A 22,911-nucleotide genomic window follows, 5' to 3' on the forward strand; every position below is an offset into this window, starting at 1 on the left:
GTGTAATCCTACGAAAGACAAGAACAGGGCGGGCACACGCATGCCGAATCGCCTCGTGACAAGCTTGTGCGACTTCTGGGCACTGCGACGAGAGAGCGATGCGATGACCTTCAACGAGGGCGCACGGATGAACCCGGGCCGAGTCCGTACCGGGGGCGGCGGACGCGGCGGCAAGATCGCGCTCGGCGGCGGCACCGGCGGCATCCTGATCCTGATCCTCGCGCTGCTGTTCGGTGGAGATCCCGGGTCGCTGCTCGGCTCCGGCGACCCCGGCGAGTCCACCGGGTACGGGGCAGGCGGCACCGTCGAAGGATGCGAGACGGGCGCCGACTTCAACGCGAAGGTCGACTGCCGCATCGTGGGCACGGTGGGGAGCCTCGATCTCGTGTGGGATGAGAATCTCGCTCAGCAGACCGGAGTGCCGTACGTGCAACCCGAGGTCGTGCTCTTCGCCGGCGCGACCTCGACAGGCTGCGGCAATGCCACCAGCGATATCGGCCCCTTCTACTGCCCGGCCGATGAGACGGCATATTTCGATACCAGTTTCTTCGACGACCTCGTCACCCGCTTCGGCGCCAGTGCCGGACCACTCGCGCAGGAGTACGTGGTCGCACACGAAGTCGGGCATCACATCCAGAACCAGCTCGGTGACCTCGGACGTGCGCAGGCAGACCCGCGCGGGCCGGAGTCCGGTGCGGTGCGCACCGAATTGCAGGCCGACTGCTACGCAGGGGTATGGGCGTACTACGCGGACACGATGCCGGATCCGAACACCGGGCAGCCGTTCCTGTCGCCACTCAGCGACACCGACATCCGCGACGCCCTGTCGGCGGCGTCGGCTGTGGGTGACGATCGGATCCAGTCCGCCGCGTCGGGTCGCGTCAACCCCGAAGCGTGGACCCACGGTTCGTCGGAGCAGCGCCAGAAATGGTTCCTCGCCGGTTACCGCACCGGACAGGTCGACGCGTGCGACACCTACTCGGCGCGCGACTTGGATTCCCCGGACGCGTTGCGCTGACCGGAGACGCCGTTGCGCACCGTCACCGTCATCTGTGCGCGATCGGCGTCGAGGTCGGCCAGCCGCCGCATGCGCAGTGACACCGGCCAGCGCCCGGGACGCCGTGCCTTGAGGTAGAAGATCCGGTCGATCGACGCCCCGGGAAACGGATTTTCGGAGGGCACGCACCGGACGTCGTGCAGCACCAGCCCCGCACCCACCCGGTTGGTGAACCAGCAGTAGTCGCGGGAAGTGTTCTCCTTCAAGTGCAGTTCGACCATGTCCCCGACATCGACGGTCACATCGTGCGGGCCGGTGCTGATGTGCTTCATGATCTCAGCGTACGAGGTCCTTGTGACGCAGACCACTGTTCTCGCGAGTACTACCGGTTCCGGAACCGGATGTGTGGCAACGCACTCTCGCGGGCACCCGACCGAGATGAACGACGAATCACTCGGCATCACACGTACGGACGCGGAGGTCGGCGGGTATCTGCTCGCCCTCGCGGACGGCAAGGCCTACAACGAACTGACCGAGGCCGTCGGCGCGCTCATCTCGAGCACCGATTCGCACCCGCCTCCCTACAACGGCGTCTACCGGTGGGTCGTCAGCAGCATCGCAGACGTTCTGGTGAGCAAGCTCGGACCGGGACTACGCGGCGACGAGGGTGTCGCTCTCACGATCCGCACCACGGGCGGCGCAGAGGTCGACCTCAGCAGCCTCGAAGAACCTGAATCGAGCGTCATGAAGGCCGTCGCCGACGTGCTCGCCGGTGGCGCTTCCGAAGCGCGTGTGAAACTGGGTCCCGTCGGATTGGGCATGGACTGGATGAGCCGTCTCGAGATGCTCGTCGAAGCGGTGCTGTGGCTCGACAAGCTTCTCGACGCCCCCGCCACGAGCACACCCGACACCCTTCCCTGGTGATCCCCCATCACAGGACTTTCCGGATCCGGTCTGTGATCCGCGCGCACGGACGTGCCTGAGCGAGACCGGCAATCGTGCCCGGCGACCGAACCGGCGGTCCGCCCCCTGGGAAAATCCCCGGGATGGACTTCGCCGCTTCGGTCGCCGGCCTCACTTTCGCGGGTCGGGTGCTGCGCCACGGACCGCGGCCACCCTACGATGAGCCGATGTCCTCGCCCCGACTCGATGTGCTGCGCTGGCAGTTCGACCTCACCTGGTCGCTGTTCGAACTGCACCTCGGACAGTTGCAACCCGGCGACTTCCTGTGGGAACCCGCGCCGCTGTGCTGGTCGGTGCGCCGCGGCGACGACGGCGAATGGGTATCGGACTTCGACGAATCCGAGCCCGACCCCGCGCCGGTACCGACGATCGGCTGGCTCACCTGGCACCTGGGCTGGTGGTGGTCGGTGACGATCGACCATGCCCGTGGCCGGACTCCCCGCGAGCGCACCGAGATCCGGTGGCCGGGCGACGGTGCGTCGGCGATCGCTTGGCTGCGTGGCCTGCGCGACGAGTGGACGGCCCTGTTGGACACCCTCGGTGACGCCGATCTCGACGCCCCCGCGCCGTTCCCGTGGCCGGACGACCCCGACAAGACCGTCGCCCACATGATCGCGTGGGTGGACGCCGAGTTGATGAAGAACGTCGCAGAAATCGGCCAGTTGCGGTTGCTGCGAGCCGCAGTGTCCTGACGCTGCCCGTTCATCCACGTGGCAGTATCCCGGCCATGCATCGCATCGCGTCCACCGGTATCCGGAGCATTCTGCGCTCTGCACTCCGCATCGCCGATTCGGCCGAATCATCGGACGGACAACCCTTCTCGGAACCGGAAATCCTCCTGCCGCATCTGCGGTCCCGCCGGTACGGATGGACACATTTCGGAGTCATGATTCCGGATCTCCCGGAGCCGCACCGGTTCTTCTCGATGATGTCCCTGGTGGGCGCGACGGGATCCGTCGCATTCGACAACGACGACGCGATCGCCGGGAGTCCTCGCCGCAACGCGGCGCTGGTGGCCGGGACCGCGGCGTCCCATCCCGCGCACTTCGGCAACTATGCATTCGGCGACACCTTCGTTGCCGAACCGGACGGCTCACTCGTCCGGTTCGGTGACGACCTGACGCTGACCGGCAGCTACCCGGAGTACCGGCTTGCCGGTCGACTCGGCGGCGTCGATATCGCTTTGCGCCTCACCAATACCGACACAACCCGGTCTACAAGCACTTCGGGCTACTGACCGAGTACGACGGGACGATCACCCATCGCGGGACCACCGCGGAGGTGAACGGGTTGTGTTCCTTCGAATACGGGGCCTGCCCCAGCCCGTATCTCTTGCGCGACCGTCCACTACCCGCGGCACTCAAGGCACCGCTCGACTACTTCGTGTACCAGATCGTCAATCTCGATGCCGACAACCAGATCCTGCTGAGCCGGTACTCCCTCGGCGGAGTCCCGTTCATGACCACCGCGCTGCACCGGTCCCGCGACAGGTACGGCACCCGTTTCGAGAACGTCTCGTTCGAGGTGGTGCGACTGCGTGACTCACCCGAACCGACGCCGTACGGAGTCCCGATGCAGGTACCGGCCGAGACCCGATTCGTCGTCGTGGACGCCGACGGACACGCGTGGCTGGATCTGCACGCGACCATGGATACCGAGTTCACGTTCGGTCTCGGCAGCGGATTCGTCACCGGGTTCGCATACAGGGCGGTGTGGCGAGGAGCCGAGGTCTCCGGACGAGGTTATTTCGAGTTCATCGATCGGCGGTCGCCGGATCGACGGGCTCTTCCAGGCCGCGGGCGCCTCGCCGAATCACCAGTACGGGACACGCCGCATGTTCGGCGACATACGAACTGACCGAACCGAGTAGCAGTCCGGCGAATCCCCCGTGTCCCCTGCTGCCCACCACGACCATGGTTGCGTCGTGGCTCGCCTCGGTCAGGACCTGAGCCGGATTCCCTTTGGCGACGCGCTCGCGTAGACCCGGTGGACGGTTCTCTCCGAACGCATCGGTCAGAGCCGTCCCGAGCACGCTCGCCGCGTCCACGTCGGGGCGGTAGTCCTCGGGATACGCCACGAATCCGTAGGTGTTCGGAAGCTCCCACGCAGTTACGGCGTCGATGCCCGCGCCGAGGCCGGACGCGAGTCGCGCTGCCCATCGGAGAGCATTGATCGACGATTCGGACCCGTCGACTCCCACCACCACTCGCGGAGACTCGTTGCTCGAGGTCATCGTGCGGCTGCCCTTCGTCGCGGTCCTTCGACCGTAATCGAATGCCGTACGCGACCGCAGGCGAACGCATCCGCCTGGTGCAGGCGTGCGTCAGATGCCGGGGATGAACCCCGGATAGACGTAATGGCTGTTTCCTCCGCCCGGCATGGAACTGCCGGTCACGCTGGGTATGTTCGCGGGCAATTTCACGAGCTTGTGCGGGTTTCCGTGCTCGTCGGCCTGCCAGCAGTCGTACGTCACGCCGTGGAATGCGGTGCACACGATTCGCGTGGAGGTCCCGAAAGGCGACGTGAGCCGCTCCCGTGCGTCGAGCGGATTCCAGTAGCCCGGGTCGGTCGGGGTGAGGAAGTTCTTCGTCTCGAACGGCACGAACGGCGTGGGATAATCGGGCATCGGCGGCCATTCGTCGGCGGCAGCGGTCCCCGCCGCGCCCAGGGCGACGGCTACAGCACATCCCACTGCGAGAACACCTCGGGCGACGTATCGCGATACGGAAGTCATCGGATCTCCGTTACTGTCGCTGCCCGCTCGTCCGCCGGCAGTTTCGGAAACTGTAGACCGGCGCGGCGGCGATGCGGCCGCGTTTCCGCCATTGGGTCGGATGGTTGTTATCCGTCACTATTCCCGGACCCGCCATTGTTTCCGGATCTGCTCCGGGTCAGCACCAGTCCCGTTCCGACGATGCCGATCACACTGATCGCCAGCGCGACCGACGGCCATCCTTCGGATTGCCAGTACACGTCTTCGAGAGTGATCAGCAGTGCCGCCTCGTCGACGATGAGAGCGAGCGCCACCCCCAACGCGAGACCCATCCACGCTCGCGCTTTCGGAGTCCGGTCGACCAGGCCGAAGATCGCAACACCTGCCAGCAGGACGATCCCCCACAGATAGTGGTGCAGGTGCACTCCGCCTGCGCTCACGTCACCGAGGTTGCTGGTGTCGACCTGAATCAGCCACGTCACGAGTCGGGCGCCACCGAACGTCAGAGTGAAAGCGACCCAAGCCAGCACAACACCCCGACGCGAGGGATCGATCTGCTTCCACCGCCGAGGAACCCTGCGTTGTGCTTCAGCACAGTCCGACGATCGCGTCTCTGTCATCAATCAGTTGTATCGCAGCCGATCGGGTCGACTCACGTCAGGTTTCCCACCGATCCAGCGTGGGCGTTCCGGCGCCGGGTCGCCGATTCAGGGCGTGCGTTGCCGGGTACGCAGCGACGAGTACCCGCCCATCGAATCAGGAGGACGATGTGTCAACCCATCTGACGGCCGATGATCTGCGCGACCTGCTCAGCTCGTCGTCTCCGGACCCCGTGCTGGTTCTCGAGGAGGGCCGGTTCCACGTCGTGGACGCCGCCGACACCGACGAGCGCCGTCGAGCATTCGTCGTCGTCACGGGAGAGGAACTGCGGCAGCAGTTGCCGCAGGACCGAGAGCACACCGAGACCGACCTCGAACTGGTGGCGAGCACCCTGGAGGCGACGGTCGCACATCTCGGGGGATGACCCGGACGACCGGTTCCCACCGACGACGGAACGGCGAGGGCCCGTGGGTCGAACCCACGGGCCCTCGCTGCGCTCTACGAGCCCGCTACAGACCGGCAGCCTCAGCCGAACCGGAGAAGAAGTTCAGGGCCTCGAAGAGGTTCGCGGCGGCGCTGAAGAAATCTGCCAGGAAGGCCAAATCGATCACGGTGCTTCTCCTATCAGGCGGTGTACATCGGTCGTATCAGTGACGTCTGCCACTGGCATCCCATTGTTACCGCATTCCGTCGCTTGCGCAGCCTGGGGGGCGAGATCGACTCGGGGCGAAGGTTATTGCGGGGATTGTCCGGTTTTCGGAGTCGGTGACGTGCCCCGCGTACTCCGACAACGATCGGGTCAGTCGAGATTTCCCGACAGGCGCTCGAGGCGCTCCATGCTCACGCCGTCGAGTCCGACGATCTCCACTCGCTTCCCCTTCTCCGCGTACTTGTGCTGTACGGAATCGAACGTCGCCACGGTCGAGGCGTCCCATACCTCCGCATCGGTGAGATCGATGACCACGTGCTCGGGATCGCCCGCATAGTCGAAGCGGTACACCAGGTCGTTGCTCGACGCCCAGAACAGCTCGCCGGACACCCGGTAGGTGCGACTGCCTTCCCCCTCGTCGACCGTCTCCACCCGGGTCATGTGCGCGACGCGCCGAGCGAACGCGACCATCGCCGTGAGCACACCCGAAACCACTCCGATCGCGAGATTGTCGGTGACCAGTGTCGCGCCGACCGTCACCAGCATCACCACGGTTTCGCTCCGGGGCATCAAGCGCAACGTCCGCGGTGCGATGCTGTGCCAGTCGAGGGTGGTCACCGCGATCACGAGCATCACCGCCACGAGCGCAGCCATCGGGATGGCCCCGACCACGTCGCCGACCGTCACACACAACAGGAGCAGGAACAAGCCGGCCAGGAACGTCGAGATCCGGGTCCGCGCGCGTCCCTCCTTGACGTTGATCATGGTCTGGCCGATCATCGCGCAGCCGCCCATGCCACCGAAGAGCGCACCCGCCCAGTTCGCAACACCCTGGCCCCACGCTTCGCGGGTCTTGTCGGAACGACTGTCGGTGATCTCGTCGACGAGCTTCGCCGTCATCAGTGATTCCATGAGTCCGACCAGCGCCAGGCCCACCGCATACGGGGCGATGATCGCGAGGGTGTCCATGGTGAAGGGGACGTCGGGAATCATCCACGTGGGAAAGCCCCCGGGCAGCTCGCCCTGATCGGCGACGTCGGGCACGTCGATACCGAAGAGGACGACCACACCGGTGAGTGCGACGATCGCGATGAGCGCGGCCGGCACTGCGGTCGTGAGTTTCGGGATGACCACGATCATGACGATCCCCGCCGCGACCAGCGGATACACGAGCCACGGCACCCCGAACAGATGTCGCAGTTGCGCCGCGAAGATGAGGATCGCCAGGGCATTGACGAAGCCGATCATCACCGATCGTGGGATGAATCGCATGAGTTTCGCGACTCCGGCGACGGCGAGCACGATCTGCAGCGCACCGGCGAGCCAGACGGCCGCGATCAGATAGTCGAGTCCGTGCGAGGCGACGAGGGGTGCGATCACCAATGCAGTCGCACCGGCCGCGGCGGACACCATCGCCGGCCGACCGCCGACGAACGCGATGGTCATCGCCATGATGCAGGACGTGTAGAGCGCGACCTTCGGGTCGACTCCGGCGATCACCGCAAAGGAAACGACTTCGGGGATCAACGCCAGCGACGTCACCAAACCGGCAAGAACCTCGGTCGTGAGTCGTCGAGGCGAGCGGAGAGTGTCGGACACGGTGTGCACCGGAAGATTCTAGGCGCGGCGCGTCCGGACGCCGTGTCGCGTCGCCGTAGCCGACATCGACATATAGGGTGTGATGCAGCGCACGGTCGTAGCCCGCACCACGCAGCCCGATGAACACCCGTGCTCCACAAGCACATCCGAGCGGACTCGATCGTCATCGCACCTGAACGTCCAGCGCACGTGATCGTCGGCGGGCCCGATCGTCACAGGACCCCGCGCCCTCTCTACCCGCCCCGGCAACCCTCACCGCCGAGGACGTTTCCTCGCCCCGAGTTCCGAAGCCCCGTTCCCGAAAGCCCGAGTCCGAAAGCCCGAGTCCGAAAGAAGGACGGCATGAGCCACGACAGCGAGTTCACCGGTCCGCTCTTCCTGCAGCCGAGCAACCCGAACGACGAGACAGTGCCCGAATCGGTGCCCCAGAGCCCGCCTCCCGCCGCGCCCGAGTACGAAGGGTTGTTCTCGTCGCGCCCCTGACATCGTCACGTAAATCACACGTCCGCAGGTGCGGTCGCCCCACGCTTCGCGACAATGCGTGCCCCAGGCCGCACGACGATGCGTGCCCCACGGGGAGACGACGACTGCACCTGTGTGCCGACGATCGCACTTCCGGCGCACGGGGAACTTTGCGGCAGGCATATCCGTCTTATCCTGTGAAGACCCTTTGTCCGCGAGTTACCAGAGAGAGCCATGAGTCGCGCCAAGCGCAAACCTCGAAGACCCATCCCGCCCAACAGTGACGACCCCCCTGTCACCGAGCCCCGGATCCTCCCGTGTTGACCGCCCTCGGAATCGCGTTCGGTATCGCCGTCGTTCTGGCCATTACCGCGGTGACCGGCTACTTCGTAGCCCAGGAATTCGCCTACATGGCCGTAGACCGGTCGCGTTTGAAAGCCCGCGCAGAAAGCGGCGACACCTCCGCCGCACGCGCCCTGTCCGTCACACGACGCACCTCCTTCATGCTCTCCGGCGCACAGCTCGGAATCACCGTCACCGGCCTTCTCGTCGGTTACGTCGCAGAGCCCCTCATCGGTAGCGGGCTCGGAGAAGCATTCGGCGGACTAGGAATCCCCACCGCAGTCGGTGTGGTGTTCGGCACAGTGCTTGCCGTCCTTTTCTCGACAGTCATCCAGATGGTCTTCGGCGAACTCGTCCCGAAGAACCTCGCCATCGCACGGCCGGAACCGGTCGCACTGTGGCTGGCACTGTCGACGACGATCTACCTGAGGCTGTTCGGCTGGCTGATCCGGCTGTTCGACGCTTCGTCCAACCTGCTTCTGCGAGCACTGCGAATCGAACCCGTCCACGACGTAGAGCATTCCGCGACACCCCGCGACCTCGAGCACATCGTCGCCGAGTCCCGCAACGCGGGCGAACTCCCGAAGGAACTCTCGACGCTTCTCGACCGCATCCTCGACTTCCCCACCCGCACTGCAGAACACTCCATGATCCCGCGCGCACATGTGGACGTCGTGGACCTCGACGAACCGGTGAGCGACATCCTCGCGAAGATGAGCACCGGGCACACGCGATACCCCGTGGTCGGTACGTCGTCCGACGACCTGCGCGGCGTCGTACATCTGCACGATCTTCTCGACGCCGATGTCCAGACAGGCACAGCTGCGTCGGTGTGCCGTCCACCGGTCATCGTCCCCGCGACGTTGCCGTTGCCGGACGTGCTGACCGAACTGACCGCCGCGAACGACGAGATGGCGCTGGTGATCGACGAATACGGCGGTTTCGCCGGCGTGGTCACGATCGAGGACATCGCCGAGGAACTCGTCGGTGAGATCGCCGACGAGCACGATCCGGCGGCCTCGGCCGAGGTCATCGTGCGTGACGGCGACGGCTGGCTGATTCGGGGCGACGCCCACCTCGACGAGGTGAGCCGCACCCTCGAACACGAACTGCCCGAAGGTGATTACGAGACACTCGCCGGCTTGGTCATCACCGAATTCGGTGGCCTGCCCGAGATCGGAGACACGGTCGAGATCCCACTCGATCCCGATCCCGCGGACCTCGTCCACGAGGAACGGCCACCACGTCGAATGCTCGTGGCGGAGGTCCGCGACATCGACAAGCATGTGCCGGCCTCGCTCCGCGTAACCCTCGAGAACCGTGACCGTCGAGAACAAGGAGGCGGCACACGATGAGTAATCCCTGGGTTGTCGTGGTCGTCACGGTCGGATTGATCGCGGCGAGCGCGTTTTTCGTTGCCGTGGAGTTCGCCCTGATCGCCGCGCGCCGCCACCGGCTCGAAGACGCGGCACCGGACAGCCGGTCCGCGCGTGCGGCCCTGCGCAGCGCGTCGGAACTGTCGGTGTTGCTCGCAGGATCTCAGCTGGGCATCACGGTGTGCACACTCGCGCTCGGCGCGACGACCAAGCCCGCTGTGCACCACTGGCTCACACCCCTGTTCGGGGCGTGGGGAGCGCCGCTGTGGCTGGCCGATGTCGCCGGGTTCATCCTCGCGCTGATCGTCGTGACGTTCTTGCATCTCGTCGTCGGAGAAATGGCGCCGAAGTCCTGGGCCATCGCGCATCCCGAGAAGTCGGCGACGATGCTCGCGATTCCGATGCGTGGCTTCATGTGGCTGACCCGGCCGGTCATCGTCCAGCTGAACCATCTGGCGAACTGGTGCCTCCGCAAGGTCGGTGTCGATGCGGTCGACCAGGTCAGCACGGGCCAGGATTCGGATGCGCTGCGTCACCTCGTGGAGCATTCCGCGACTGTCGGCACGCTCGACGAGAGGTACCACGGTCACCTGACCAGCGCGCTCGAGCTCGAGGCACTCACTCTCGCCGACATCGTTACTCCCCATCCGCCGAGCAGCGTGCGGCCGGAGGCCACTGCGCCGGAGATCCAGGAGACGGCCCGTCGCACGGGTCACCTGAGACTGCTGGTGCGCGGCAACGGCCCTGTCGACGGAGTCGTGCACGTACGGGACAGCCTGCGTGCGGACGCCGACGTCACCGCTGCGGATCTGATGCGGCCGGCGTTGACTCTCGACATGTCGGTGCCTGTATACGAGGCGTTGCGCACCATGCGGGAAACTCGCAATCATTTGGCGACGGTCACAGAAGACGGTCGGGTGGTCGGCTTGATCACCCTCGCCGACGTCCTCGCCAGGTTGCTCCCGACGGCGGCGGCGCCCGCCTGACGAGCGCACGCGCTCGAGCCCGAACACAACCAGGGGCCACCCCGCCGGTACATCCGGCGCGGTGGCCCCGCGGTTTCTCGCGATACCCCCCCACCTGGCCTTTCCCCACCGATCGAGCGCGACACGCCGTACCGGCGAGTAGGGCTGCGTGTCTGTCATAGTTTTCACGTGGACACGGTGTGTGCGTAACGTCACTTTTCGATCACAGTCCAGGCCGCACCACTCTGAGGTACAGCACAAGACAGGGGCTCGACACATGCAGACATCCCAGCGACGCCTGTTGTTCGTGGGTTATCCCGATGCTTCGGAGATATCCCAATGGGCGGCGGTGCGTGCAATCGCAGTTCAACAAGGCTGGCAGACGACCCGGACCTATACGCCGGGCCACATCGCTTGTGCCGTCGTGTCCGAGAACGTGCTCGACGGCGTGTGCTCGCCCACCGAGGCAACACTCATGCAGAAACTCCATGCCGACGACGTCCGGTGCGCGAGCGCACTCGACGCCGTCAGCGATCTGTTCGCCTCCGCAACGTAGCTGCCGCCGACTCTCGGTAGCTCGAAGACCCTGTCACTCGGACGTCCTGTCGCTCGGACGTCCTGTCACTCGGACGTCAAGGCCCGGACGAGATCGGAAGGAGCCGGTTCGGGACGCTCGAGAATATCGAGTACGAACTCGCGACGCTGCTCGGGCACGACGTGCACGCCGCCGTAGTTGTGTAGTTCCGAGTCCACCGGCAGGAGCCGGAGCGCGACCGTGGCACCGTCGAGGACGGCGGAGACCGTGCGGTCCCGGACGTCGGACACGGTGCCGGTCCGCACGTTCCGGACGGTGAGTCCTTCTCCCGGATCGGTTGCCTCGACCACGAACCCGTCGAGGGACGCTCCCCTCCATCGCAGTGCGAGCTCACCTTCGTCGACCGGGAGCAGCGCCGACCAGTTGTCGACGAACTCGTCGAACGCCCCCGCATCGAACAGCGCGACATCGGCGACGAGCCGATCCACCGAGGACTCGCCCACGTGTGTCCCCGCTGCGACGTCGAGTTCCGCACGCACTCCGGTCCACCGCGGTTCGTCGAGGACCACGCTCGCCTTCGCATACAGCCACACCGCACGGTCGCTCAGTGATGCGTCGGATCGTCCCAGATGGCACACCTTGTACTTGCGTCCCGATCCGCACCAGCACCTGTCGTTGCGCCCCAGCTCCGGATGTTCGACCGGCTCGAAACGACGAAGGAACGGATACATGCCGTGGGATGTGCCCCCGGTGGCCCGTTCGAGCAGGCGAAGACCGCGTGCCGCATCACCTCGCATCGCAGCGATCGTGGCGAGGTCTTCGAGCGCAGGTTCCCAGTCCGGGCTCTCTGCCAGGGCGAGCTGGTAGCGGTGTTCGGCCTCGTCCACGTCACCGCCCACCTGGGCGGCCCGGCCGGCGATCCAGAGGGCACTCGCACGCGTCCGGCGCGGTCCTCGCCGCAGCACCTGTTCGGCGGCCGCGGCCACCACCACCGGATCGAACCCGAGCCGCCCGAGCGCTTCGTCCACGCACACCCGGGCAACACGCGCGTCGGCGAGACCCGCGAAGTCGTCGGGCTCCGCGAAATGCGAGTCGAGGGTGGTGGTGCTGTCGCTGCCGACGGCAAGCGATCCCGCAAGGGCGAGGAATGCCATGGCGCCCCGTGCGGACCGCGTGTCGAGATCGAAGGCACGGGAGAAGGAGTCGGTGGCTACTTCGACCAGGTATCCGCCTGTCGGTGCCGAAGTGACGGTGCCGGACCGCACCAGCCGGAATCCGTCCCGCACGAGTCCGGCCCCCTCGAGTTGCTCGCTCAGGGGCAGGCACGCGTCCCGGGCCAGATCCTTGTCGTCGGCGAGGGCGACGAACAGATCGGTGTCGGGGTACAGCGCGTCCTCAGGGTCCGACAACCGGGCGGCGCGATCGGCCAGCCACCCGCCCAGACTCCCGCGACCGGCATTCTGGTCGGGATACAGGTCGACGACGAGTTCCCCACCGACGCAGGTCACCGCGATCAGGTCACCGAGAGTGGTGTCGGAGAGAAAGCCTTCCGGGAAGAGCAACACCCCGAGACGGGCCCAGGCCACGCCCGGCAACCCCCGTGCTTCGAACGATTCCTCGCCCGGCATCACGACACGCATCGCCGGGTCCGCGCTCGGCAGGCAGACCGGGATCATCACGTCGAACAGTTCTATCGCGTCTGCCGAGATCTCCCCGGCCGTGAGGCGGTGCGTCCAGATGCGTCCCTCGAGCAGGTTGCGCGGCAAGACGAACCGGCCGTCGCTCAAGTGCATGATTCGCGGGTCGTCGAACGCGTCGCCCAGTTCGAGGGCTGTTTCGAGCGTGCAGACGTCGCCGAAACCACGATCCGACAGCGCCGCGGCCATTTCGTCGACGGTGAGCGGCCATCGTTCGTCGAGTATCGCGACGGCAGCGGCGACAGGGTCGGTTGACGGTTCGTTCACCACACGATCCTACGGCCCCGTCTCGGACGATCGACGTCCTCTGCTGTGGCGGTGTGCCCGTCTCGTGGCGACTCGGGAAAGCCGCCACCCCGGTCATGCTGCGGGGCTGCCGAGGGCCGCGTGCATTTCCCACACGATGATTTCGGCACCGGACCGGGTGGTCACCTGCTGCCCTCCCCCACCGCTGATGCGCACGGCGTCGCCGGCTGCCAGCGGACCGACACCTTCGAGCGCCGCTTCACCGCGGGCGACGAAGACATGCAGGTACGGTGCGTCCGGCAGTCCGATCGGCTGCCCGGGCCGGACCCGGGACACGTGCATCGCCGCGTACTTGTTCTTGATGCGGATCGCGGAATGGTCGGCGTACTTCGTCATGCCGGACGCCACCGGTACGAGACCCCCGGACAGCAGTTCGTGGTCGATCTCGAGTTGTTCGTAACCGGGAGTGATGCCCGCTTCGTCGGGCAGCACCCACATCTGGACGAAGTGCACCGGATCGTCGTGCCGGTCGGCGTGAATGCCGCTCGCCCCGTCGAAACGCCACGCATCGTTCTTCTCGGAGTGGAGGATTCCTGTCCCCGCACTCATCCGCTGAGCCAAGCCCGGGTAGAGCACACCGGAGTGCCCGGCCGAGTCCTGGTGGACCAGCGACCCTTCCAGGACCCAGGTGACGATCTCCATGTCCTGGTGCGGATGCGTGTCGAATCCCTGTCCGGCCGAGACGATGTCGTCGTTGTTGACCATCAGCACCCCGTGGTGGGTGTTGGCGGGATCGTAGTGGTGCCCGAACGAAAACGAATGACGCGAATCGAGCCACCCGATCGTGGTCTTGTCGCGCTCGTCCGCGCGCCGAACGTCGAGCCGGATGTCGTGGGCTGCGGTACTCATCGGTTCTCTTCCCGGGGTCGGTAGTGCGCGTCTGCGGTCGGCGGGTTGCGACGCGGTCGGATACGAGCGTGGGGCAACTGCGGAGCAGGCAGGCGCGCCACCTCGCCCGCGTAGCCGTCCACCCGGCCGAAGCGGTCGGATTCCCGTTCCCATTCTTCGCGGAAGGCGGCGATCTCGTCGTGGTCTCGACCGACGAAATTCCACCACATCACGATCTCTTCGCCGAACGGGGTTCCGCCCAGCAGCACCAGGCGCGCGGGGCTGTCGCCGGGGTTCACCACCCACAGCGAGGACACGCCGGTTCCGACATAGCCGAGCACACCGCGGGACAACCGCGTGTCGAACAACTCGACAGCTCCGGTGTCGACCAGCAGTCCGTGTTCGAACGCGGGATCGATCTCGACCGTGACGCTCGCGCCTGGTTCGACGACGATCTCGGCACCGAGCAGCGGCGTGAACGTGGTGACGGGCGAGGACGACCCGGCCAGGGTCCCGAGAAACACCCGCGCCCTCCCGCCGCCGAGATCGATGGCCGGCGGGACGTAGTGCTGGAAGTCGCGGGCAGCATCCCGGGCACCGTCCGGCAGCGCCACCCACAGTTGCACGCCGTGCAGCGTGGTCGTGCCGGCCGTCGATACTTCCGAGTGGCAGATGCCGTGCCCGCCGGTCATGAGATTGACCTCCCCGGGACGGACGAGTGCGTGCACACCGTGACTGTCACGGTGCTCTATTTCCCCGGTGAACAGCCACGACACGGTCTGCAAGCCGGTGTGCGGATGGGGTGCGACATCCATGCCGCCGGTCGCGGCCACATCGCCGGGACCGTAGTGGTCGACGAAGCACCATGCGCCGATGAGTGAGCGCTGCCGCTGCGGCAGAGTGCGGCGCACGGGCATGGCTCGTGGACCACCGAGAGGCACGTCGCGCGCGCTGATGATCTCCACGCGTGGGTGCCGCGCGGCGCCGACCGCGCGATCCTCGGTGCAACACCGGATCTCGGTGGGATCTGCCTCTGTGTTGCTCATGGATTCGGTGCCTCCGATCGAGGGACGGACGTAGGGATCGCGGGAGCGGATCGGGTCAGAGCACGTCGGATCCGTACATCTCGCCGAGTGGATCGGCGATCAGTTCGAGTCGTGCTCCGTCGGGGTCCCGGAAGTAGAGCGACACCTCGTTGTGTTCGAGCAGGTCCACACCCGCGTCGACCAGCTTGTCTCGCAGGCGATTCCATCGCACGGGTTCCACACTGATCGCGACGTGGTGCAGCCCCCCGAGGACCTCGCGATACGGCCCGAGGTCGAGGCCGGGAAAGTCGAAGAACGCCAGGAGATTCCGGTCTCCGATGTCGAAGAAGAAATGCGAGGATCCGGCGTAGTCGCGGTTCTCGATCACCTCGGTGAGCGGAAACTCGAGCAACCCCTGATAGAACTCGACGGTGCGTTCCACATCGCTGCTCACGAGCGCCGTGTGGTGAAGTCCCCGCGCCGAGGACGCCGGGCGGGTAGCCGGGGGCGCCAGATATCGGGCGCGGATCCGCTCGCGCTGCTGCTCGAACCGGTCGGCCGAGCCGGTGCGGTCGTCGGTCATCGCGGCCTCCTCCGTCCACCGGCGATCGTACGCCGGACCGATGTAGTTGATTGCTCAACCAGAGTCGCACACGGTTCGTTGCACAGTCAACTACTTCGGATATAGTGCACATATGGCGACGACGTGGCTGGACGACGAGGAACAAGCATTGTGGCGGTCCTACCTGGACGTCACTCGCATGCTGTTCAAAGAACTCGACAAGCAACTTCTCCGCGACGCCGGAATCTCCTCCGCCGACTTCGAAATCCTGGTGCTCCTGTCCGAAGCACCCGACAGGCGCATGCGCATGAGCGATCTCGCGGAGGCGAGCACGACCACCCGCAGCGGAATCACGCGGGCGATCGCACGGATGGAGAAAGCCGGGTGGGTCAGCCGAGTGGAATGCGAGTCCGACAAACGCGGCGCCTGGGCCGAGTTGACGGACAAGGGTTCGTCGACCCTCACGGACGCGAGTCCGGAGCACGTCGCCACAGTGCGGGCCGCGATGTTCGACGTACTCGATCCGCAGGAGGTGGCCGTGATGGGTGAGGCGTTCGCGAAGGTGCGCACTCGTCTGGCCGAACGGCGCCGACTCGCCTGACACCCCGTCGCCGCGGGCCGCTAGGTTGTGTAGCGCCACAGACTCGACACCCGAAGGCGGTTCCCCGATGCGCCACGACCCGCGCCGCACCTCGCTCGATCTCTATCCCATCCAGCGAACGATCACGACGCTGTTCAGCGACACCGACGCGCTCGGGCACATCAACAACATTTCGATCGCGCGCTACTTCGAACAAGCCCGGGTCATGATCATGGAAGCGATCGCGCCGGCACACGGAAGCCCACTGTTCGAGCGTGCAGTACTCGCGCGGGTGGAGATCGACTATCTTTCCGAGGTCTTCTATCCCCACGAGGTCGTCATCGCGACAGGGATACTGCGCGTCGGCACGTCCTCGCTCACGGTGGGCTCGGCGCTGTTCCAGCAGGGCCGGTGCGTCGCCCTGGCCGATTCGATCGATGTGAGCACCGCACTCGGTGGCGGCCCGCGCCCGATCACCGACGACGCACGTGCCGTCCTCGACAAGTTCCTGCTCGACCTCCCCGCCTGAACGGACTGCCGAGCCTCAACTCCCGTGGTGTGCGGCGAGCGGGTCCGCCCACTGCACGACCGGACCTTCCACCGCGTTTCTCAGCGCCGACGTCTCGGGATCGTCACCGATCGTGCCCTCGTTCGCCAGCAGGTTCTTCTCCAGGAAGCACCGGACCGGCGCGGCATCGAGACCGTCGCCGCGCCGGGACCGATCGTCGATGGCGAACGCCAAAAGCAGGAGATGCGGCACCCGCACGTCCTCCGGCCGCAACCGCGGCTGGAAGTAGGGCACGTCGAGCACGCGTGCCCCCTCGTTCACGTAGAACGCGAGCCTCCGGCCCGGATCCCCGAACCCTCTGTCGCGGTGATGGCGCGGATCTTCCGCTTCTCCGAGGATGAGCAGCGGATCGTATCGCCGTAGCCACTCTTGCCTCACGGCCCGGAGCACCGCCCGGCCTATCCCACCGCCGCGGCGCCCCGGGTGCGTTGCGAGATACACCGTCAAGAGCACTCTGCATTCCGGAAACCACTGTCCGACAGCGCCCCCCACGACAAATCCGTCGTCGCTGACAGCTACGGAGGCGCACATCGTCCCCGCAGGGTCGGCAAGGGCGGCAGCGAGCGCATCGGGTGAGAGCAATTCCTCGTCCGGAAACGACGGCGTGAGAACATCGTCGTAGAACTCGTCGAGCATGTCTGCCGGAAGATCCCCGATATCGACGATCCTGATCGGGAGCCCACCCGCCACATTCGCTTCGGTCATCACACTCTCCGTTTCGGACAGATCGCCGACTCGACATCCTCCCCTGACGTTACAGATACGGACGGGTTATCAGCTCGATGGCGTGCCCGGACGGGTCGAAAAAATACACCCCTCGCCCACCGTGCCCGGAGTTGCATTCACCCGGCCGGGTCATCTGCGGATCGGCCCAGTGGTCGATGCGGCCCGCGGTCAGTCGCGCGTAGGCACGGTCGAACAGGTCGTCGTCGACGAGAAAGGCATAGTGCTGCATCTGGATGTCCACCGGCGGTTCCGCGAACTGCAGCAGAACGCCGTCGTCGAGCACGAGGTTCGTGAACACACCCCAGGACGGGGCTTCCCCGAGTTCGAGCAGTTCGCGGAAGAAGTCGGCCGATCGGTTCCGATCCTTCGACGCAATGATGGTGTGGTTGAACGTAGCCGGCATGAAGAGACCTCGCTTTCTGTTCGTGGAGTAGTGGCTGCGGTACTCACGAAAGCGAGGCGGTCCTCGAACTGTGGTGTCACGACGCCGTGTCGGCGCCTGTGCGGAGATCAGAACTCCACCGGATCACCAATCCGTGTGTGGCATGATGCCGGCCCGGTGTTCACCGGCCCGAGGCTACACCGCAATGCTCCGGCGGACAACGCTTTCCGGCCGGGAGAAAGTCAGAACAGGGTCGGCGCGACGACCGTGCCGGCGTCTTCCCTACCCCGCTCGGAAGACACCGGCGGAATCTCCCGATGCTCGAGTTTCCGGCCGCCGAGTCCGTAACGCTCGACCAGTGGGGCAACCCGGTCGTCGAGCCAGCGCGAGTATTCCGGAGACACGTAGGCACCGCGCCCGTAGAGCGCGCGATAACGCCGCATCAGCGCAGGATGTTCCTGCCCGAGCCACGACAGGAACCATCCGCGGGTGGCACCGCGAAGATGCATCGGGATCACCGTCGTGGAGGACGCGCCGGCAGCGGCGAGGGCTGCGAAGAGTTCGTCGAGGTGGCGGCTCGAATCCGTGAGGAACGGGATGACCGGAGCAACCATCACGTGACACGACAACCCGGTGTCGGTGATGGCGCGAATCATGTCCAGACGCGCCCTGGGCGACGGGGTGCCCGGCTCGATCTGCTGCTGCAGGTCGTGGTCGCCGATCGGCAGAGACACCGCGAGCCGGACATCGACCTGCCGGGCAGCGAGTGTCAGCAACGGCAGGTCGCGGCGCAGGAGGGTGCCCTTGGTGAGTATCGAGAAGGGTGTGCCGGATTCGGCGAGGGCACGAATGACCCCGGGCATGAGCCGGTATCGCCCCTCCGCCCGCTGATAGGGATCGGTGTTGGTGCCGAGTGCGACGTGCTCGCGGGTCCACGACCGGCGCGCGAGTTCCCGTCGCAGCACAGCGGCCACGTTGGTCTTGACGACCAGCTGACTGTCGAAGTCGTGGCCGGCATCGAGATCGAGATACTCGTGCGTGGGCCGGGCGAAACAGTACCGGCACGCATGGCTGCACCCTCGGAAAGTGTTGACCGTGTACCGGAAGGGCAGTTTCGATGCCTCGGGGGTCTTGTTGAGCGCGCTCTTGCAGAGCACCTCGTGGAACGTGATTCCTTCGAACTCGGGGGTCTGCACGCTGCGTACGAGACCCGCCCGATCCAGTCCGGGCAGGGCTCCGTCGTCCGCATCCACTGTCTGAGCCGCCCACCGCATACAGACAGTCGAACATGTGTGCGATGACCTGTCAATCAGCAATCCACGACGAGATGGGTCGCCCGATCACCTACGGCACGGAGAAGGTGGCAGAACCTGGGGTCGTGGTCGTGCCGACTGTCGACCGGAGTGTGAGAACCACCTGCCCACTGCCGGTGTTCAGAGTGGTTTTCGGCGGGAACCCGTTCAGCCCGTCCGACAGCCACGCGGTGCCCGAGGCGCCGGTCGACAGGTTCAGCCACGTCACCTCCGAGCCGATGATGCAGCCCCACCCGTCCTGCTTCCCGCCGGAGATGGTGACGATACCGGGGCGATCCTCGAGCACGGCCACGCACCTGGACGGCGGTACGTCGAAGCTCCCGTTCGGGTTTCCGAACGATGCGGGGTCGATCTGGAACGGGACGGTCGCTGCCGCAGAGGCGATCCCCGCCGTCGCGGAAGCAGAGATGCCGAGTGCGATCGTGCAGGCACCGAGAGCACGCAAGAGGTTCATGGGATTCCTGGGGTCGGTGAGTCCGGAGAGATCCTGCGAAGCATATGCGCCGACGACGGTGAACGGCTGGGTTTCGTTGCCGCGACGGCGGTCGTCGCAGGTCCTGTACCGCGATACCGGAAGTCCCCGGCGTAGTAGTGTCCTGTTCCGCCGTTCTGCGGAAGGATCGGTGCACTTGTGCGCCCGAGCAAAGGGGAACTCGTGAGCGAAACCACCGTGCCTGTGACCGCCGCCGGTCCCGGCCGAGACCGCCAAGGCGTTGTCTACCGCAGCGGGGCGCTGGGGCGCCGGCCCGCAGTGCCGACCGCGTTCGGCGATCTCGAACGCGCCGCGCGGCGCGCCAGCTCGACGCGGGCCTGGGCGTATGTCGCCGGCGGCGCCGGCGAGGGGCGCACGATGCGCAACAACCGGCGCGCGTTCGACCGGTGGGCGATCGTTCCGCGGATGGCACACGGTGTCACCGAGCGTGACCTGAGTACGACGGTGGCGGGCACGTCGTTGTCGTCGCCGCTGTTGCTTGCCCCCGTGGGCGCCGGCGCGCTGATGGCCCGCGACAGCGACCTGTCGATCGCGCGGGCAGCGGCGTCGACCGGTGTGCCGTACATCTTCTCCAATCAGGGCTGTAACCCGATGGAGGACTGCGCCGCCGCGATGGGCTCGGCGTCCCGCTGGTTCCAGCTCTACTGGAGTTCGGACGAGGACCTCGTCGACAGCCTGCTCCGTCGGGCGGAGGCGAGCGGTGCCGAAGCCGTCGTCGTCACGCTGGACACCACGATGCTGGGATGGCGTCCCCAGGATCTGAATCTCGGTTCGCTGCCGTTCGCGCGGGGCGAAGGCATCGCCCAGTACACCTCGGATCCGCGCTTCCTCGACATCGTCCGGCAGCGGGTGGCCGCAGCGCGGGACTTCGTCACGGAACGGCCGGACATCACAGCGGGAGCGGTCCGCACGCTGATGTCGATGACCCGCAACTATCCGGGCAGGTTTCTCGACAACCTTCGCTCCCCGATGCCCCGCGCAGCCGCGGAAACCTTCCTCGACATCTACTCGAATCCGGGCTCGAGCTGGGAGCACCTCGCTACCCTCCGCGACCGGACGAGCCTGCCGATCGTGCTCAAAGGAATTCTGCACCCCGACGATGCCCGCCGCGCCGTCGATCTGGGTGTCGACGCGATCGTGGTGTCGAACCACGGCGGGCGCCAGATCGACGGGTCCATCGCGTCGCTCGACGCGCTTCCCGAGATCCGGGCCGCGATCGGGCGTGAACCTACTCTGTTGCTCGACAGCGGTATTCGAAGCGGATCCGATGTGTTCGTCGCGCTCGCGCTCGGTGCGGACGCCGTGCTGCTCGGCCGGCCCTACATGTACGGATTGGCCGTCGCGGGACAGCGCGGGGTCGAAGAAGTGATCCGCAACGTGATCGCCGAGTTCGATCTCACCATGGCGCTCGCCGGGGCCCGGTCGATCCCCGACATCGACGAGCGGTTCGTTCGCCCCAATCCGTCGTTCTGACGGTCCGCGGCCGAGGACACACCGATCGGGATGCGCACGGCCGCCGACCGCCGGCTGTCACCTCGCCGACGCAGGTGCCTCGAGCTACAGTGCTCGGCACACTGATCTTCGAGGGGGGTTCGATGAGCGGTTTGTTTCCCGGTGCCGGAATCCGGGTGGTGCCAGAGGGAATCAGGGCATTCGGTACCACGAATCTGCACGCGGCCGAGAGTGTCGCGCACGCCGGGGCGATCGATCTGCACGCGAACATCGCGTCGCTCAGCCCGGCGTTGGGGTTGATCGGCGCCGAGTTCCTCGGCGTCTTCGGCGCAGCGCAGTCCGAGCACACCCGCGCCGTCGGGCAACTCGCTCTCGCGTACGGCTCCTGCGGGATCGCGGCGCACGAGGCCGCAGCCGGGTACGAGAGCGCCGATGTCACCACCGCAACAGCACTGTCGCAGGCAACGGGGGCACTGTGAACCAGGCCGTGCACACCGCTCTTCCGCCGGCGCCGACCGTTCTCGACGCACTCCGTGCATCTCCCGTCGGACCGGTGCTCGACGCGCCGCTCCCGGCGCTCACGTGCCCCACACCGCCGCCGCCGGGGGAGCTTCCCCCGTTGCCCGACGCGAATGCGATCACGGAACTGCTGCAGTCGCTTCCGGTTCCGGTCCTACCCGATCTCCACGAGTTCCTGCGGCCACTCACCGAACTCGGCTCGCTCTTCGGCACCGGAGTCGTCGAGGCACTCGATCCCTCGGCCGTGCTGCAGCAGGGGTCACGGCTCCTCGAGAACGCGACGGCGCTGGGACGCAGCGCACTTCACGCTCTTCCCGAATCGTGGGAGGGCTCGACCGCAGATTCTGCCGCCGATCACAGCCTCCGTGCCCGGCAGGCGAGCGTCGAACTCGCCGACCGCGGCGACCGGATCGGCGCCGTGACGCGCGCGGCGACCGCAAGTGTCGAGCGGGGAAACATCGAGTTGACCGGTATTGCAAGCTCTTTCGTGTCGATCGCGGTTGCGGCTGCCCCGGTGGCGATCACGCCGCCCGGTCAAGCGGCACTGATCGCCTCGGCAATCGAACACCTGCACGCCGCACTCGCCGTCGTCGCTCGAACCCGAGGTGAGCTCGCGGTACACACCGGGGCGATGACTGCGCTGACCACGCCCATCCCGGTGCCCGCGCCGGTGGCGACGGCGCTCACCGACCCGCGGGCGCTTTCCGGACTCGCGACCGACACCGTCTCGACGGTCACCGGAACGGTCTCCACCCTCGCCGGCTCCGCAGCGCCGGGTGGCGATGCCTCCACCACCCCCTCCGCATACGCACCGACAGTTCCCGCAGGGCACACCCTCCCGAATACCGTGCCGAGCGCCACTGCGAGCGGAGGTATGTCGTCCGCCTTTGCGGCGCCGGGCGCGGGTTACGGGGCCGCCGGGTCGAACCCCGTCTCCCTCCCCCCGGCTGTGCCGGGCGCGGCGATGGCACCGGGCACAGCGGGCGGAGGCGGTGCGGCGGGTATCGCGGGAACGACGGGACGTGGGTCGATGGCCGGGGCCCTCCCGTCGACCGCGGGCGCGCGTCAGGACGACGGCGAACACCGCACCACGCCCGGTTTCCTCGTCGCCGCCGCAACGAGCACCGACGTGGTGGGCGACTTGCCGCTGGTAACCCCGGCGGTCATCGGTGGCGACCACACCTGGTAGCCGGCAGCCCACACAATCAGGCCCGAACCTGCGGTTCCGAAGGACGGCCGGGACCGAGGTCCTCTCGCGT

At 66.6% G+C, this 22,911-nt stretch carries 28 protein-coding genes; 15 read left to right on the plus strand and 13 right to left on the minus strand.

Going from position 1 to position 22,911, the window contains the following annotated elements; all coding sequences use genetic code 11:
- The first annotated feature begins 103 nt into the window (after positions 1-103).
- Positions 104-1,018: a neutral zinc metallopeptidase gene (locus ACFWBU_RS06385; RefSeq protein ID WP_240952456.1), complete on the plus strand. Its 915-nt coding sequence runs from the start codon at positions 104-106 to the stop codon at positions 1,016-1,018.
- On the opposite strand, the gene ACFWBU_RS06390 is transcribed toward ACFWBU_RS06385, so the two are convergent.
- A complete protein-coding gene (locus ACFWBU_RS06390; protein WP_169621778.1) occupies positions 976-1,329 on the minus strand; it encodes a protease inhibitor I42 family protein in 354 nt (117 codons plus the stop codon). The genes ACFWBU_RS06385 and ACFWBU_RS06390 overlap by 43 nt on opposite strands.
- 106 nt (positions 1,330-1,435) lie before the next feature.
- On the opposite strand from ACFWBU_RS06390, the gene ACFWBU_RS06395 reads away from it, so the two are divergent.
- The 4 genes from ACFWBU_RS06395 to ACFWBU_RS06410 all read left to right on the plus strand — a co-directional run bounded on the left by ACFWBU_RS06395 (position 1,436) and on the right by ACFWBU_RS06410 (position 3,817).
- Entirely contained in the window at positions 1,436-1,921 is a 486-nt protein-coding gene (locus tag ACFWBU_RS06395) for a hypothetical protein (protein ID WP_378527821.1), read from the plus strand.
- 206 nt (positions 1,922-2,127) lie between these two features.
- Entirely contained in the window at positions 2,128-2,652 is a 525-nt protein-coding gene (locus ACFWBU_RS06400; RefSeq protein ID WP_296550802.1) for a DinB family protein, read from the plus strand.
- 35 nt (positions 2,653-2,687) lie between these two features.
- Positions 2,688-3,197, plus strand: coding sequence for a DUF6670 family protein (locus ACFWBU_RS06405; protein ID WP_378527822.1), 510 nt, complete (start codon positions 2,688-2,690; stop codon positions 3,195-3,197).
- A gap of 17 nt (positions 3,198-3,214) precedes the next feature.
- The gene (locus ACFWBU_RS06410; protein ID WP_378527844.1) at positions 3,215-3,817 is read left to right on the plus strand and encodes a DUF6670 family protein; all 603 of its coding nucleotides are present in this window, start codon (positions 3,215-3,217) and stop codon (positions 3,815-3,817) included.
- Here the strand turns inward: ACFWBU_RS06410 and ACFWBU_RS06415 are convergent.
- From ACFWBU_RS06415 to ACFWBU_RS06425, 3 genes are all read right to left on the minus strand, one after another.
- Positions 3,714-4,193 carry a universal stress protein gene (locus ACFWBU_RS06415; RefSeq protein WP_169621775.1) on the minus strand — a complete coding sequence of 160 codons (480 nt, stop codon included), beginning with the start codon at positions 4,191-4,193 and terminating at the stop codon, positions 3,714-3,716. The two genes, ACFWBU_RS06410 and ACFWBU_RS06415, sit on opposite strands and share 104 nt — an antisense overlap.
- A 90-nt stretch (positions 4,194-4,283) precedes the next feature.
- Entirely contained in the window at positions 4,284-4,694 is a 411-nt protein-coding gene (locus ACFWBU_RS06420; protein ID WP_169621774.1) for a hypothetical protein, read from the minus strand.
- Between the two features lie 107 nt (positions 4,695-4,801).
- Complete coding sequence (locus tag ACFWBU_RS06425) at positions 4,802-5,293, minus strand: hypothetical protein (protein WP_367113048.1); 492 nt, start codon at positions 5,291-5,293, stop codon at positions 4,802-4,804.
- A gap of 149 nt (positions 5,294-5,442) precedes the next feature.
- Between ACFWBU_RS06425 and ACFWBU_RS06430 the strand changes: the two genes are divergently transcribed.
- The gene (locus ACFWBU_RS06430; RefSeq protein ID WP_169621773.1) at positions 5,443-5,697 is read left to right on the plus strand and encodes a hypothetical protein; all 255 of its coding nucleotides are present in this window, start codon (positions 5,443-5,445) and stop codon (positions 5,695-5,697) included.
- A 375-nt stretch (positions 5,698-6,072) separates the two neighbouring features.
- Here the strand turns inward: ACFWBU_RS06430 and ACFWBU_RS06435 are convergent, their stop codons facing one another.
- Positions 6,073-7,530, minus strand: a complete 1,458-nt coding sequence (locus ACFWBU_RS06435; protein WP_169652169.1) for a SulP family inorganic anion transporter — start codon at positions 7,528-7,530, stop codon at positions 6,073-6,075.
- 333 nt (positions 7,531-7,863) lie between these two features.
- Here ACFWBU_RS06435 and ACFWBU_RS06440 point away from each other — a divergent pair, with 333 nt between their 5' ends.
- The 4 genes from ACFWBU_RS06440 (at position 7,864) to ACFWBU_RS06455 (ending at position 11,222) form a co-directional block, all read left to right on the plus strand.
- Positions 7,864-8,004, plus strand: a complete 141-nt coding sequence (locus ACFWBU_RS06440; protein WP_169652170.1) for a hypothetical protein — start codon at positions 7,864-7,866, stop codon at positions 8,002-8,004.
- A 296-nt stretch (positions 8,005-8,300) separates the two neighbouring features.
- The gene (locus tag ACFWBU_RS06445) at positions 8,301-9,680 is read left to right on the plus strand and encodes a hemolysin family protein (protein WP_169652171.1); all 1,380 of its coding nucleotides are present in this window, start codon (positions 8,301-8,303) and stop codon (positions 9,678-9,680) included.
- The gene (locus ACFWBU_RS06450) at positions 9,677-10,687 is read left to right on the plus strand and encodes a hemolysin family protein (protein WP_378527823.1); all 1,011 of its coding nucleotides are present in this window, start codon (positions 9,677-9,679) and stop codon (positions 10,685-10,687) included. Before ACFWBU_RS06445 ends, ACFWBU_RS06450 begins: the two co-directional genes overlap by 4 nt.
- Before the next feature lie 256 nt (positions 10,688-10,943).
- Complete coding sequence (locus ACFWBU_RS06455; protein WP_169621768.1) at positions 10,944-11,222, plus strand: hypothetical protein; 279 nt, start codon at positions 10,944-10,946, stop codon at positions 11,220-11,222.
- A 65-nt stretch (positions 11,223-11,287) separates the two neighbouring features.
- Here ACFWBU_RS06455 and ACFWBU_RS06460 read toward each other — a convergent pair whose 3' ends face one another.
- The 4 genes from ACFWBU_RS06460 to ACFWBU_RS06475 form a co-directional block, all read right to left on the minus strand.
- On the minus strand, positions 11,288-13,165 hold the full coding sequence (locus ACFWBU_RS06460) for an SEC-C metal-binding domain-containing protein (protein WP_378527824.1): 1,878 nt from the start codon (positions 13,163-13,165) through the stop codon (positions 11,288-11,290).
- A 93-nt stretch (positions 13,166-13,258) separates the two neighbouring features.
- On the minus strand, positions 13,259-14,053 hold the full coding sequence (locus ACFWBU_RS06465; protein WP_169652174.1) for a pirin-like bicupin family protein: 795 nt from the start codon (positions 14,051-14,053) through the stop codon (positions 13,259-13,261).
- Positions 14,050-15,078, minus strand: coding sequence for a pirin family protein (locus ACFWBU_RS06470; RefSeq protein WP_378527825.1), 1,029 nt, complete (start codon positions 15,076-15,078; stop codon positions 14,050-14,052). The genes ACFWBU_RS06465 and ACFWBU_RS06470 overlap by 4 nt, the downstream gene beginning before the upstream one ends.
- Before the next feature lie 55 nt (positions 15,079-15,133).
- A complete protein-coding gene (locus ACFWBU_RS06475) occupies positions 15,134-15,640 on the minus strand; it encodes a VOC family protein (RefSeq protein ID WP_169652176.1) in 507 nt (168 codons plus the stop codon).
- A gap of 112 nt (positions 15,641-15,752) precedes the next feature.
- Between ACFWBU_RS06475 and ACFWBU_RS06480 the strand changes: the two genes are divergently transcribed.
- Both ACFWBU_RS06480 and ACFWBU_RS06485 read left to right on the plus strand, forming a co-directional pair.
- Positions 15,753-16,220 carry a MarR family winged helix-turn-helix transcriptional regulator gene (locus ACFWBU_RS06480; protein WP_169621763.1) on the plus strand — a complete coding sequence of 156 codons (468 nt, stop codon included), beginning with the start codon at positions 15,753-15,755 and terminating at the stop codon, positions 16,218-16,220.
- A 67-nt stretch (positions 16,221-16,287) separates the two neighbouring features.
- Positions 16,288-16,728 carry a thioesterase family protein gene (locus ACFWBU_RS06485; protein ID WP_169621762.1) on the plus strand — a complete coding sequence of 147 codons (441 nt, stop codon included), beginning with the start codon at positions 16,288-16,290 and terminating at the stop codon, positions 16,726-16,728.
- 15 nt (positions 16,729-16,743) lie between these two features.
- Here ACFWBU_RS06485 and ACFWBU_RS06490 read toward each other — a convergent pair whose 3' ends face one another.
- From ACFWBU_RS06490 to ACFWBU_RS06505, 4 genes are all read right to left on the minus strand, one after another.
- On the minus strand, positions 16,744-17,472 hold the full coding sequence (locus tag ACFWBU_RS06490; RefSeq protein WP_169652177.1) for a GNAT family N-acetyltransferase: 729 nt from the start codon (positions 17,470-17,472) through the stop codon (positions 16,744-16,746).
- Positions 17,473-17,521: 49 nt separating this feature from the next.
- Positions 17,522-17,896 carry a VOC family protein gene (locus tag ACFWBU_RS06495; protein ID WP_169621760.1) on the minus strand — a complete coding sequence of 125 codons (375 nt, stop codon included), beginning with the start codon at positions 17,894-17,896 and terminating at the stop codon, positions 17,522-17,524.
- 221 nt (positions 17,897-18,117) lie between these two features.
- On the minus strand, positions 18,118-19,149 hold the full coding sequence (locus ACFWBU_RS06500; protein WP_169652179.1) for an Rv2578c family radical SAM protein: 1,032 nt from the start codon (positions 19,147-19,149) through the stop codon (positions 18,118-18,120).
- 70 nt (positions 19,150-19,219) lie between these two features.
- The gene (locus ACFWBU_RS06505) at positions 19,220-19,642 is read right to left on the minus strand and encodes a hypothetical protein (protein ID WP_378527826.1); all 423 of its coding nucleotides are present in this window, start codon (positions 19,640-19,642) and stop codon (positions 19,220-19,222) included.
- 201 nt (positions 19,643-19,843) lie between these two features.
- Here ACFWBU_RS06505 and ACFWBU_RS06510 point away from each other — a divergent pair, with 201 nt between their 5' ends.
- From ACFWBU_RS06510 to ACFWBU_RS06520, 3 genes are all read left to right on the plus strand, one after another.
- Positions 19,844-21,154 carry a lactate 2-monooxygenase gene (locus ACFWBU_RS06510; RefSeq protein ID WP_378527827.1) on the plus strand — a complete coding sequence of 437 codons (1,311 nt, stop codon included), beginning with the start codon at positions 19,844-19,846 and terminating at the stop codon, positions 21,152-21,154.
- Between the two features lie 122 nt (positions 21,155-21,276).
- A complete protein-coding gene (locus tag ACFWBU_RS06515; protein WP_169621757.1) occupies positions 21,277-21,612 on the plus strand; it encodes a type VII secretion target in 336 nt (111 codons plus the stop codon).
- The gene (locus ACFWBU_RS06520) at positions 21,609-22,841 is read left to right on the plus strand and encodes a hypothetical protein (protein ID WP_378527828.1); all 1,233 of its coding nucleotides are present in this window, start codon (positions 21,609-21,611) and stop codon (positions 22,839-22,841) included. Before ACFWBU_RS06515 ends, ACFWBU_RS06520 begins: the two co-directional genes overlap by 4 nt.
- Positions 22,842-22,911 lie beyond the last annotated feature (70 nt).

Source organism: Rhodococcus sp. NPDC060084, assembly GCF_042730335.1.
Lineage (GTDB): Bacteria > Actinomycetota > Actinomycetes > Mycobacteriales > Mycobacteriaceae > Rhodococcus.